This is a genomic window from Peptoniphilus harei (genome assembly GCF_900454685.1).
In the GTDB taxonomy this organism is placed as follows: domain Bacteria; phylum Bacillota; class Clostridia; order Tissierellales; family Peptoniphilaceae; genus Peptoniphilus_A; species Peptoniphilus_A harei.
Genome location: NZ_UATM01000014.1, coordinates 1 through 10,751, shown reverse-complemented (window position 1 = coordinate 10,751; position 10,751 = coordinate 1). Strand labels below are relative to the sequence as shown.

Below are 10,751 nucleotides of genomic sequence, written 5' to 3'. Positions count from 1 at the left end.
GCCATGGACTTTTCTCTTTCAGGAGTCTTTGAAACTCCAGAGATAGCTAGATCAATAACACCTGTATCTAGACTTGCAAGAACTGATGAAAATTCCATGTCTGAAATTCTAGTTCAACACCAAGGTCTTTTGCTATTTCCTTTCAATAAAAACATCAAGGCCAAGGATTTCGTCTTTGTCATCTATATTTTTGTGAAATTCGAAAGGTGGGTAGTTTGCATTGCAACCCATGACGATTTTTCCTGATTTTTTTATTTCATCTAATCTTGAATTAGAAATGTCCTTGGACTTAGTAAAAAATATTACAAGGCCGAATATTAATACTAGTAAAATAAGACTTGATATACTTAATATTTTTTTCATAATTTTCCCTCCATAATAAAAAAATCGCCTCTATGAAAGAGGCGAAGTCCGCGGTACCACTCTAATTATCTTTTGGATATCTCAAAACTTTAAGGCAGTTAACCTCTGTAAATACTAATTTCCTTACAGAATCTCAGTGGTTCTATTATATTCCTTTCACTTGCAAGCTTTCACCTAACCTTGCTCTCTAAAAAGTTTCTGAAAATACTTTTTGTCCACTTCATTGATTTCTGAACACTCTACTACGATAAATTATTTTTGTCAATAGTTTTTATAAAAAAATTAAAAAAATATTTTGAGAGATATAAAATTCAAAAAATTTTAAAATTAATTTTTCTTTGCATTTAATAGATAGAATTATTTTAACTTGATAAATTACAAAATTTTTTTAAAAATATGCTTGACAAACAAAAATTATCTTGCTAGGATATCAAACAAATCAAAAGTTTTGAAAAGCGAAGTAAAATTATCCAAGACTTAAAGAGAGTTTTCGTTTGCTGGGAGAAAATAGGAGGATAATTTGAAATAGGAGCTTGGAACTGGCATCTCGATATTTAGATTTGCCCGGTTATGCGTTATAGTTTTTGAGTATAGAAATATACAAATTTGGGTGGTACCACGTTCTTCGTCCCTTGATAGGGGCGATTTTTTATACTTTTTTGAGTCTCAAAGTTAGCTGTTGTAATATTAAAGATTTAATTTGGAGGATAAAAATGAAAAAAACTAATTATAAAAAATTGCTCTAGCATATTCAGGTGGCCTTGATACGTCAATTATTATTCCTTGGTTAAAGGAAAATTATAATTGTGAGGTTATTGCAGTAGTGGGAAATGTTGGTCAAGAAAAAGAACTTGAAGGCCTAGAAGAGAAGGCTATTAAAACAGGAGCTTCGAAGATTTATATAGTTGATCTTGTAGAAGAATATGTAAAAGATTTTGTATTTCCAACTATAAAAATGGGTGCAAAGTATGAAAAAAATTATCTCTTGGGAACTGCAACAGCAAGACCTCTTATAGCAAAGTCCCTAGTTGAAATTGCAGAAAAAGAAAATTGCGATGCAATTTGCCACGGCTGTACAGGAAAGGGAAATGATCAAATTCGTTTTGAAATGGGGATTAAACATTTTGCTCCAGATATGCCAATAATTGCACCTTGGAGAATTTGGGACATAAAATCTCGTGAAGAAGAAATTGACTATGCAGAAGCCCACAATATTCCACTTAAAATATCAAGGGAGACAAACTATTCAAAGGATTTAAATATTATGCACTTGTCTCACGAAGGCTTAGACCTTGAAAATCCAAAAAACTTCCCAGACTACGACAAAATTTTAGAACTGTCTGTATCTCCAATGAAGGCAAAGGATGAAGTTTGCGATGTGGAAATTGAATTTGAAGCTGCCGAAGCAAAAAAAAATAAATGGCAAGGAAATGACACCTGCAGAAATTTTAAATTACTTAAATAAAATTGGTGGAGAAAATGGAATTGGAATTGATGACATTGTAGAAAATCGTCTAGTTGGCATGAAGAGTCGTGGAGTTTATGAAAATCCAGGTGGAGCTATCCTTTATAAGGCTCTAGAAATTCTTGAATCTATTACTCTTGATAAGGACTCAGCCCACTTAAAAGACTATCTTTCTATAAAGTTTGCCGATTTAGTTTATGATGGAAAGTGGTATTCAAATTCTATCAAGGGACTTTTGGCTTTTGGAAATGAAATCACAAAAAAATGTTACAGGTAAGGTGAAATTAAAACTTTACAAGGGAAATATTATACCAGCAGGAGTAGAAGCAGACAAATCACTTTATAGCGAAGACTTAGCTTCCTTTGGCGATGGGGCAGAAGATTTATTCTCTCACAAGGATGCAGATGGATTTATAAACCTCTATTCACTAGCAAGCCTAGTTGAAGCTAAGATCAATAAAGGAGTTTAATATGTATTTATGGGGATCTCATTTAGAAGGACTGGAAGAATTTACTCATGAATTTAATAAGTCAATAGATTTTGATAAAATTTTATTCGAAGAAGACATCACTGGTTCACTTGCTCATGTTGAGATGTTGAGTAAAAAAGGAATAATTGGCCAAGAAGACTTTGAAATTATAGCTAGTGAACTAAAAAATATTTTAGAAGAAATAAAGTCTAAAAAACTTGAAATAGATTTAAAGGAAGAAGATATTCATTCTTTTGTGGAAAATGAACTGACAAAAAGAGTGGCAGTGTGGGTAAGAAGCTTCACACTGCAAGATCTAGAAATGACCAGTGTGCCCTAGACCTTAAGTTATATTCTAAGAAAGTTTTAGCTGAAATTAATAAGGATTTAAAAAATCTTATAAAAGCAATCATTTCACTTGCTGAGGAAAACAAAAACACAATAATGCCAGGCTTACCCACATGCAACATGCACAAGTTACTAGCTTTGCTCATTATATCCTTGCCTATGGTCAGATGTTTAAAAAAGATATTGAGAGGTTAAACAATAGTCTTCTTAGAATAGATGAGAATCCCTTAGATCTTGTGCCCTTACCACAACAAGTTTCGACATAGATAGGTTTATGACTAGTGAAATCTTGGGATTTAAAAAGCCCACAGAGAACTCCATGGATTCAGTTTCAGATAGGGACTATGTTCTTGAGATTTTATTTAACAACTCTCTTATTATGACCCACCTATCAAGACTCTGCGAAGAATTAATTTATTTTTCATCTAGTGAATATGATTATATTAAGTTTTCTGGCAAATTTTCTACAGGGTCATCTATAATGCCTCAAAAGAAAAATCCCGATATGGCAGAATTAATAAGGGGAAAGAGTGGAAGGACTTTTGGAGATTTAATAACAGTTTTTACAATTTAAAGGGAACGCCATTAGCCTACAATAAGGACTTTCAAGAAGATAAGGAAGCCTTATTTGACTCAGTAAAGACGACTTCTTCTTCATTAAAAATTATGAAGGGAATTATTGAAAGCCTCGAACTAAACAAGGATAAGATGAGAGATTCAGCAGAAAAAGGATTCTTAAATGCACAGACTTAGCAGACTATTTGGTCCTAAAGGACTTGCTTTAGAGAAGCCTATGACTTAGTTGGTAAAATCGTGATTATGCTATAGAAGAAAATTTAAATTAGAAGAAATTTCTCTTGAAAAATATAAGAATTTTAACAAGATTTTTGAAGAAGATCTTTATAACTTTATAGAAATTGAAAATTCTTTAAAAATAGAAAAGTTTATGGAGGACCAGCTGAAGAAGCAGTCACTGTTCAAATTGAAAATCTAAAAAATCATAAATATAAATTTTAAAATAAGGTCATGGCCTTATTTTTTTGTAAAAAAGTACAATGTTAGAATTGTATTTTAAGCTAATGGAATATTTTCATAATTTATATTTATACAAAAACTATTGACAAATTCATAAAAATTACATAATCTAACTATAGTAAAGTAATTACCAATAAAGAAAAATAATATATGCTTGGAGGCAAAAAATGAAAACCAAAATGACAACCTTGAGAATACTGCTGAGGTTTTAAAGGTCATGGCCCATCCAATTAGGCTAAAGATTATAAGAGTTTAATCGATAATGGTCCTTCTAATGTGGGATCACTACAAGAAAAATTTCATATTCCACACCAACTGTTTCGTCTACCTAGGCAAGCTTAGGAGGCTGTGTTTTAATATCAAGAAGAAATGGAACAGAGATTTATTATAAGGTTGAAAATGAATTTATTTTGAAGCTAGCTAGTGCACTTTCACTAAGTAATAAAAGGTGTTTTTATGGAACTAAGTGAAGTTCAAAAAAAGCTGTCACAACTCTAGACAAAGATGTAAACCTAATGGCGGGAGCCGGTACTGGTAAGACCAGGTTTCACCAATAGGTTTATTATATGTAAAAATAAAGTCAAACCCTAAGAGTTCTTGCTATAATTTTACTAAAAAGCTGCAGAAGAAATGCGAGCTAGGATTTCAAAGACCTTGTTTTAAATAGGATAGATTATGAAGATAAGGACCTTAACATAATGACTATCCACTCCTTTGCTCTCGAGATAGTGGAATCCTATTCTTATATTTTAGGCATAAATCCAAATTTAAGATTCTGATGATGGAGAGTCTGCTTATCTTTTGGAAGAAGCCGTTAAGGAAAGTTTAAATGAGATTGAAGATGAAAATTTAAGGATTACTATTAGATTTTAAAACATCACCCTTTGAAGAAGTAAATAATTTATAAATCTTTATGGAGATTTTAAAATAATAATTTAGATTTGATGATATTTTAAAGAAATCTTTGAACTTTGATACATCAAAAACCTTCAAACTTTTATAATCTTTTATAATATAGCATTAAGTTAAAAGTTTAAGGTTTTTGATTATCAAAGTTCAAAGATTTCTTTAAAATATCATCAAAATCTAAATTATTATTTTAAATCTCCATAAAGATTTATAAATTATTTATTCTTCAAAGGGTGATGTTTTAAAATCTAATAGGTAATCCTTAAATTTTCATCTTCAATCTCATTTAAACTTTCCTTAACGGCTTCTTCCAAAAGATAAGCAGACTCTCCATCATCAAGAATCTTAAATTTTGGATTTATGCCTAAAATATAAGAATAGATTCCACTATCTCGAGAGCAAGGAGTGGATAGTCATTATGTTAAGGTCCTTATCTTCATAATCTATCCTATTTAAACAAGGTCTTTTGAAATCCTAGCTCGCATTTCTTCTGCAGCTTTTTAGTAAAAGTTATAGCAAGAACTCTTAGGGGTTTGACTTTATTTTTACAATATTAATAAACCTATTGGTGAGAACCCTGGTTTACCAGTACGGCTCCCGCCATTAGGTTTACATCTTGTCTAGAGTTGTGACAGCTTTTTTTTGAACTTCACTTAGTTCCATAAAACACCTTTTATTACTTAGTGAAAAGTGCACTAGCTAGCTTCAAAATAAATTCATTTCAACCTTATAATAAATCTCTGTTCCATTCTTCTTGATATTAAAACACCAGCCCTCTAAGCTTGCCTAGGTGAGACGAAACAGTTGGTTGTGGAATATGAAATTTTTCTTGTAGTGATCCACATTAGAAGGACCATTATCGATTAAACTCTTTATAATCTTTAGCCTAATTGGATGGGCCATGACCTTTAAAACCTCAGCAGTATTCTCAAGGTTGTCATTTTTGGTTTTCATTTTTGCCTCCAAGCATATATTTATTTTTCTTTATTGGTAATTACTTACTATAGTTAGATTATGTAATTTTATGAATTTGTCAATAGTTTTTGTATAAATATAAATTATGAAAATATTTCCATTAGCTTAAAATACAATTCTAACATTGTACTTTTTACAAAAAAATAAGGCCCATGACTTATTTTAAAAATTATATATTTAATGATTTTTTTAGATTTCAATTTGAACAGTGATGCTTCTTCAGCTGGTCCTCCATAAACTTTTCTATTTTTAAAGAATTTTCAATTTCTATAAAGTTATAAAGATCTTCTTCAAAATCTTGTTAAATTCTTATATTTTCAAGAAATTTCTTCTAATTTTAAATTTCTTCTATAGCATAATTCACGATTTTACCAACTAATCATAGGCTTCTCTAAAGCAAGTCCCTTTAGGACCAAATAGTCTGCTAAGTCTGTGCATTTAAGAATCCTTTTCTGCTGAATCTCTCATCTTATCCTTGTTTAGTTCGAGGCTTCAATAATTCCCTTCATAATTTTTAATGAAGAAGAAGTCGTCTTACTGAGTCAAATAAGGCTTCCTTATCTTCTTGAAAGTCCTTATTGTAGGCTAATGGCGTTCCCTTTAAAATTGTAAAAACTGTTATTAATCTCCAAAAGTCCTTCCACTCTTTCCCCTTATTAATTCTGCCATATCGGGATTTTTCTTTTGAGGCATTATAGATGACCTGTAGAAAATTTGCCAGAAAACTTAATATAATCATATTCACTAGATGAAAAATAAATTAATTCTTCGCAGAGTCTTGATAGTGGTCATAATAAGAGAGTTGTTAAATAAAATCTCAAGAACATAGTCCCTATCTGAAACTGAATCCATGGAGTTCTCTGTGGCTTTTTAAATCCCAAGATTTCACTAGTCATAAACCTATCTATGTCGAAACTTGTTGTGGTAAGGGCACAAGATCCTAAGGATTCTCATCTATTCTAAGAAGACTATTGTTTAACCTCTCAATATCTCTTTTAAACATCTGACCATAGGCAAGGATATAATGAGCAAAGCTAGTAACTTGTGCATGTTGCATGTGGGTAAAGCCTGGCATTATTGTGTTTTTGTTTTCCTCAGCAAGTGAAATGATTGCTTTTATAAGATTTTTTAAATCCTTATTAATTTCAGCTAAAACTTTCTTAGAATATAACTTAAGGTCTAGGGCACACTGGTCATTTCTAGATCTTGCAGTGTGAACTTCTTACCCACACTGCCCACTCTTTTTGTCAGTTCATTTTCCACAAAAGAATGAATATCTTCTTCCTTTAAATCTATTTCAAGTTTTTTAGACTTTATTTCTTCTAAAATATTTTTAGTTCACTAGCTATAATTTCAAAGTCTTCTTGGCCAATTATTCCTTTTTTACTCAACATCTCAACATGAGCAGTGAACCAGTGATGTCTTCTTCGAATAAAATTTTATCAAAATTATTGACTTATTAAATTCATGAGTAAATTCTTCCAGTCCTTCAAATGAGATCCCATAAATACATATTAAACTCCTTTATTGATCTTAGCTTCAACTAGGCTTGCTAGTGAATAGAGGTTTATAAATCCATCTGCATCCTTGTGAGAGAATAAATCTTCTGCCCATCGCCAAAGGAAGCTAAGTCTTCGCTATAAAGTGATTTGTCTGCTTCTACTCCTGCTGGTATAATATTTCCTTGTAAGTTTTAATTTCACCTTACCTGTAACATTTTTGTGATTTCATTTCCAAAAGCCAAAGTCCCTTGATAGAATTTGAATACCACTTTCCATCATAAACTAAATCGGCAAACTTTATAGAAAGATAGTCTTTTAAGTGGGCTGAGTCCTTATCAAGAGTAATAGATTCAAGAATTTCTAGAGCCTTATAAAGGATAGCTCCACCTGGATTTTCATAAATCCACGACTCTCATGCCAACTAGACGATTTTCTACAATGTCATCAATTCCAATTCCATTTTCTCCACCAATTTTATTTAAGTAATTTAAAATTTCTGCAGGTGTCATTTCCTTGCCATTTATTTTTTTTTTGCTTCGGCAGCTTCAAATTCAATTTCCACATCGCAAACTTCATCCTTTGCCTTCATTGGAGATACAGACAGTTCTAAAATTTTGTCGTAGTCTGGGAAGTTTTTTGGATTTTCAAGGTCTAAGCCTTCGTGAGACAAGTGCATAATATTTAAATCCTTTGAATAGTTTGTCTCCCTTGATATTTTAAGTGGAATATGTGGGCTTCTGCATAGTCAATTTCTTCTTCACGAGATTTTATGTCCCAAATTCTCCAAGGTGCAATTATTGGCATATCTGGAGCAAAATGTTTAATCCCCATTTCAAAACGAATTTGATCATTTCCTTTCCTGTACAGCCGTGGCAAATTGCATCGCAATTTTCTTTTTCTGCAATTTCAACTAGGGACTTGCTATAAGAGGTCTTGCTGTTGCAGTTCCCAAGAGATAATTTTTTTCATACTTTGCACCCATTTTTATAGTTGGAAATACAAATCTTTTACATATTCTTCTACAAGATCAACTATATAAATCTTCGAAGCTCCTGTTTTAATAGCCTTCTCTTCTAGGCCTTCAAGTTCTTTTTCTTGACAACATTTCCACTACTGCAATAACCTCACAATTATAATTTTCCTTTAACCAAGGAATAATAATTGACGTATCAAGGCCACCTGAATATGCTAGAGCAATTTTTTTATAATTAGTTTTTTTCATTTTTATCCTCCAAATTAAATCTTTAATATTACAACAGCTAACTTTGAGACTCAAAAAAGTATAAAAAAATCGCCCCTATCAAGGGACGAAGAACGTGGTACCACCCAAATTTGTATATTTCTATACCTCAAAAACTATAACGCATAACCGGGCAAATCTAAATATCGAGATGCCAGTTCCAAGCTCCTATTTCAAATTATCCTCCCTATTTTCTCCCAGCAAACGAAAACTCTCTTTAAGTCTTGGATAATTTTACTTCGCTTTTCAAAACTTTTGATTTGTTTGATATCCTAGCAAGATAATTTTTGTTTGTCAAGCATATTTTTAAAAAATTTTGTAATTTATCAAGTTAAAATAATTCTATCTATTAAATGCAAAGAAAATTAATTTTAAAATTTTTTGAATTTTATATCTCTCAAAATATTTTTTAATTTTTTTATAAAAACTATTGACAAAAATAATTTATCGTAGTAGAGTGTTCAGAAATCAATGAAGTGGACAAAAAGTATTTTCAGAAACTTTTTAGAGAGCAAGGTTAGGTGAAAGCTTGCAAGTGAAAGGAATATAATAGAACCACTGAGATTCTGTAAGGAAATTAGTATTTACAGAGGTTAACTGCCTTAAAGTTTTGAGATATCCAAAAGATAATTAGAGTGGTACCGCGGACTTCGCCTCTTTCATAGAGGCGATTTTTTTATTATGGAGGGAAAATTATGAAAAAAATATTAAGTATATCAAGTCTTATTTTACTAGTATTAATATTCGGCCTTGTAATATTTTTTACTAAGTCCAAGGACATTTCTAATTCAAGATTAGATGAAATAAAAAAATCAGGAAAAATCGTCATGGGTTGCAATGCAAACTACCCACCTTTCGAATTTCACAAAAATATAGATGACAAAGACGAAATCCTTGGCCTTGATGTTTTTATTGGAAAGGAAATAGCAAAAGACCTTGGTGTTGAACTAGAAATTTCAGACATGGAATTTTCATCAGTTCTTGCAAGTCTAGATACAGGTGTTATTGATCTAGCTATCTCTGGAGTTTCAAAGACTCCTGAAAGAGAAAAGTCCATGGCCTTTTCAGATGTTTACTATGAACCTAAAAATTATTTATTAGTCAACAAAGAAAATCTTGGCAAGTACACTAAAAGAAGATGATGTAAAAGACCTCACTATTGGAGTTCAAACTGCAACTAGCCAAGAAGATATTGGAAAAAATTTGGGCATTAAAAAGTTAGTGTCCTTACCTAAGACACCAGACCTAGTTGCCCAACTTGACAAGGGTCTTATTGATGGGATTATCGTAGAAAAATGTGTTGGCGATAATTATGAGCTTTCCAATGAAAATTTAAAAATTGAAGATTCTTTTACTTTAAAGCTGAACTTCAAGGGACAGCCATTGGACTAAATAAAAATGACACAGAACTTTTAGACCAAGTTAATAAAACTCTAAAGAGATTAAAAGTTGAAGGTAAACTAGATGAATATTATCAAGAAGCCTTAGATTTATCTACAAAGTAGGTGGACCATGGAAAATATTTATAAAATCGAAAATAAAAACTTTCTAAAAATAATATAATTAATGGTCTAGTTATTTTTGGATTTTTAATATTTATCTTAATCTTTGGAAAATTATTAATGGAGTTCTTTGGATCTAGCTTGGAAATTTTAAAAAATTATTCATCTTACTATCTAAAAGGACTTTTGGTTACAATTTCACTTTCATTAATTTCTGTAATCCTGGGCTCCATCTTTGGACTCTTCTTATACCTTATGAAGTCATCAGAAATAAAAAGTTTAAAGGTTTTTGCCTCTTGCTATCTTGAACTTGTCAGAGGAACTCCAATGCTGACTCAGGTATTTTTTATATTCTTTGGTCTAGCAAGTATTGTAGACTTTAAAAGCTTTGGACTTTCTATTTCTTCTTTTGCATATATAACAGGAGTTATTGCAGTGAGTTTGAACTCTGCCGCCTACGTTGCAGAAATTATAAGATCAGGTATCAATGCCATTGACAAGGGGCAAATGGAAGCTGCCAAATCTCTTGGTATGAAAAAATCTCTTGCCATGGAAGAAGTTATACTTCCCCAAGCTACAAAAAATATTTTGCCAGCCTTGGCAAATGAATTTATAGCAGTCATTAAGGAAACATCTATTATTTCAACAATTGGTGTGACTGATATTATGTATAATGTCAACCTTGTTAGGGGATCATCTTATAAGGCTCTTGAACCTCTAATACTTGGGTCGCTTCTTTATTTCGCCATTACCTTTACTTTGACCAGATTATTAAAATTTATGGAGGGAAAATATGATAAAAATTCATAATTTACAAAAATCCTTTGGAGACAAAAAAGTCCTCAAGGGGATTGATCTTACTATAGAAGATTTCACAGTAACATCCATTATTGGCGCCAGTGGTTCTGGCAAGTCCACCCTACTTAGGTCCATTAATCTCTT

Annotated in this window: 17 protein-coding genes, 2 pseudogenes and 4 other annotated features; of the genes and pseudogenes, 10 read left to right on the top strand and 9 right to left on the bottom strand. The window is 31.5% G+C overall.

Annotation, left to right across the window (positions count from 1 at the left end):
- Together DRZ96_RS12210 and DRZ96_RS00640 are read right to left on the bottom strand one after the other, a co-directional pair.
- A partial coding sequence (locus DRZ96_RS12210) for a hypothetical protein (RefSeq protein WP_457920601.1) occupies positions 1 to 98 on the bottom strand: 98 nt, incomplete at its 3' end.
- 34 nt (positions 99 to 132) lie between these two features.
- A complete protein-coding gene (locus DRZ96_RS00640; RefSeq protein WP_112889245.1) occupies positions 133 to 363 on the bottom strand; it encodes a hypothetical protein in 231 nt (76 codons plus the stop codon).
- A 34-nt stretch (positions 364 to 397) separates the two neighbouring features.
- Positions 398 to 596: a binding site (T-box leader), on the bottom strand.
- A gap of 206 nt (positions 597 to 802) precedes the next feature.
- Positions 803 to 999, top strand: a binding site (T-box leader).
- Positions 1,000 to 1,099: 100 nt separating this feature from the next.
- Between DRZ96_RS00640 and DRZ96_RS12015 the strand changes: the two genes are divergently transcribed.
- The 6 genes from DRZ96_RS12015 to DRZ96_RS11210 all read left to right on the top strand — a co-directional run bounded on the left by DRZ96_RS12015 (position 1,100) and on the right by DRZ96_RS11210 (position 3,220).
- On the top strand, positions 1,100 to 1,828 hold the full coding sequence (locus tag DRZ96_RS12015) for an argininosuccinate synthase (RefSeq protein ID WP_322788179.1): 729 nt from the start codon (positions 1,100 to 1,102) through the stop codon (positions 1,826 to 1,828).
- Positions 1,794 to 2,105, top strand: a complete 312-nt coding sequence (locus DRZ96_RS12010; RefSeq protein ID WP_322788178.1) for an adenine nucleotide alpha hydrolase family protein — start codon at positions 1,794 to 1,796, stop codon at positions 2,103 to 2,105. Before DRZ96_RS12015 ends, DRZ96_RS12010 begins: the two co-directional genes overlap by 35 nt.
- Entirely contained in the window at positions 2,077 to 2,298 is a 222-nt protein-coding gene (locus DRZ96_RS12005) for an argininosuccinate synthase (RefSeq protein ID WP_322788177.1), read from the top strand. Before DRZ96_RS12010 ends, DRZ96_RS12005 begins: the two co-directional genes overlap by 29 nt.
- Position 2,299: 1 nt before the next feature.
- A complete protein-coding gene (locus DRZ96_RS11220; protein ID WP_256584713.1) occupies positions 2,300 to 2,638 on the top strand; it encodes a lyase family protein in 339 nt (112 codons plus the stop codon).
- On the top strand, positions 2,587 to 2,841 hold the full coding sequence (locus tag DRZ96_RS11215) for a lyase family protein (RefSeq protein ID WP_256584712.1): 255 nt from the start codon (positions 2,587 to 2,589) through the stop codon (positions 2,839 to 2,841). Before DRZ96_RS11220 ends, DRZ96_RS11215 begins: the two co-directional genes overlap by 52 nt.
- 79 nt (positions 2,842 to 2,920) lie before the next feature.
- Positions 2,921 to 3,220, top strand: coding sequence for a lyase family protein (locus tag DRZ96_RS11210; protein ID WP_256584711.1), 300 nt, complete (start codon positions 2,921 to 2,923; stop codon positions 3,218 to 3,220).
- Positions 3,221 to 5,376: 2,156 nt separating this feature from the next.
- Here the strand turns inward: DRZ96_RS11210 and DRZ96_RS11205 are convergent.
- The 7 genes and pseudogenes from DRZ96_RS11205 to DRZ96_RS12195 form a co-directional block, all read right to left on the bottom strand.
- The gene (locus tag DRZ96_RS11205) at positions 5,377 to 5,544 is read right to left on the bottom strand and encodes an ArsR/SmtB family transcription factor (RefSeq protein ID WP_256584710.1); all 168 of its coding nucleotides are present in this window, start codon (positions 5,542 to 5,544) and stop codon (positions 5,377 to 5,379) included.
- Between the two features lie 642 nt (positions 5,545 to 6,186).
- The gene (locus DRZ96_RS11200) at positions 6,187 to 6,234 is read right to left on the bottom strand and encodes a hypothetical protein (protein WP_256584714.1); all 48 of its coding nucleotides are present in this window, start codon (positions 6,232 to 6,234) and stop codon (positions 6,187 to 6,189) included.
- 271 nt (positions 6,235 to 6,505) lie between these two features.
- Positions 6,506 to 6,724, bottom strand: a pseudogene (locus tag DRZ96_RS11195) (lyase family protein); the annotation flags it as partial.
- Between the two features lie 545 nt (positions 6,725 to 7,269).
- Positions 7,270 to 7,413 (bottom strand): hypothetical protein, encoded by a 144-nt coding sequence (locus tag DRZ96_RS12205; RefSeq protein WP_409371939.1) that lies wholly within the window; start codon positions 7,411 to 7,413, stop codon positions 7,270 to 7,272.
- A 49-nt stretch (positions 7,414 to 7,462) separates the two neighbouring features.
- Positions 7,463 to 7,576 carry an argininosuccinate synthase gene (locus DRZ96_RS10650; RefSeq protein ID WP_218563565.1) on the bottom strand — a complete coding sequence of 38 codons (114 nt, stop codon included), beginning with the start codon at positions 7,574 to 7,576 and terminating at the stop codon, positions 7,463 to 7,465.
- An 11-nt stretch (positions 7,577 to 7,587) separates the two neighbouring features.
- The gene (locus DRZ96_RS12200) at positions 7,588 to 7,743 is read right to left on the bottom strand and encodes a hypothetical protein (protein WP_409371938.1); all 156 of its coding nucleotides are present in this window, start codon (positions 7,741 to 7,743) and stop codon (positions 7,588 to 7,590) included.
- A 5-nt stretch (positions 7,744 to 7,748) separates the two neighbouring features.
- Positions 7,749 to 8,289, bottom strand: a pseudogene (locus DRZ96_RS12195) (argininosuccinate synthase domain-containing protein).
- A gap of 78 nt (positions 8,290 to 8,367) precedes the next feature.
- Positions 8,368 to 8,566 (bottom strand) — a binding site (T-box leader).
- Positions 8,567 to 8,769: 203 nt separating this feature from the next.
- Positions 8,770 to 8,968 (top strand) — a binding site (T-box leader).
- Between the two features lie 34 nt (positions 8,969 to 9,002).
- Here DRZ96_RS12195 and DRZ96_RS00600 point away from each other — a divergent pair.
- The 4 genes from DRZ96_RS00600 to DRZ96_RS00580 form a co-directional block, all read left to right on the top strand.
- A complete protein-coding gene (locus DRZ96_RS00600) occupies positions 9,003 to 9,449 on the top strand; it encodes a transporter substrate-binding domain-containing protein (RefSeq protein WP_112889243.1) in 447 nt (148 codons plus the stop codon).
- Positions 9,424 to 9,699 (top strand): type 2 periplasmic-binding domain-containing protein, encoded by a 276-nt coding sequence (locus DRZ96_RS00595; RefSeq protein ID WP_112889242.1) that lies wholly within the window; start codon positions 9,424 to 9,426, stop codon positions 9,697 to 9,699. Before DRZ96_RS00600 ends, DRZ96_RS00595 begins: the two co-directional genes overlap by 26 nt.
- A gap of 251 nt (positions 9,700 to 9,950) precedes the next feature.
- Entirely contained in the window at positions 9,951 to 10,619 is a 669-nt protein-coding gene (locus DRZ96_RS00585) for an amino acid ABC transporter permease (RefSeq protein WP_172605431.1), read from the top strand.
- Positions 10,603 to 10,751 (top strand): ATP-binding cassette domain-containing protein (locus DRZ96_RS00580; RefSeq protein ID WP_146740962.1); only part of this gene is annotated, 149 nt, incomplete at its 3' end. The genes DRZ96_RS00585 and DRZ96_RS00580, both read left to right, overlap by 17 nt.

Bases quoted from the DNA above. Each gene is read 5' to 3' on its own strand.
- DRZ96_RS00640 (WP_112889245.1), bottom strand. From the start codon at position 363: ATGAAAAAAATATTAAGTATATCAAGTCTTATTTTACTAGTATTAATA.
- DRZ96_RS12010 (WP_322788178.1), top strand. From the start codon at position 1,794: ATGACACCTGCAGAAATTTTAAATTACTTAAATAAAATTGGTGGAGAA.
- DRZ96_RS12005 (WP_322788177.1), top strand. From the start codon at position 2,077: ATGAAATCACAAAAAAATGTTACAGGTAAGGTGAAATTAAAACTTTAC.
- DRZ96_RS11220 (WP_256584713.1), top strand. From the start codon at position 2,300: ATGTATTTATGGGGATCTCATTTAGAAGGACTGGAAGAATTTACTCAT.
- DRZ96_RS11210 (WP_256584711.1), top strand. From the start codon at position 2,921: ATGACTAGTGAAATCTTGGGATTTAAAAAGCCCACAGAGAACTCCATG.
- DRZ96_RS11205 (WP_256584710.1), bottom strand. From the start codon at position 5,544: ATGAAAACCAAAAATGACAACCTTGAGAATACTGCTGAGGTTTTAAAG.
- DRZ96_RS10650 (WP_218563565.1), bottom strand. From the start codon at position 7,576: ATGACACCTGCAGAAATTTTAAATTACTTAAATAAAATTGGTGGAGAA.
- DRZ96_RS12200 (WP_409371938.1), bottom strand. From the start codon at position 7,743: ATGCACTTGTCTCACGAAGGCTTAGACCTTGAAAATCCAAAAAACTTC.
- DRZ96_RS00600 (WP_112889243.1), top strand. From the start codon at position 9,003: ATGAAAAAAATATTAAGTATATCAAGTCTTATTTTACTAGTATTAATA.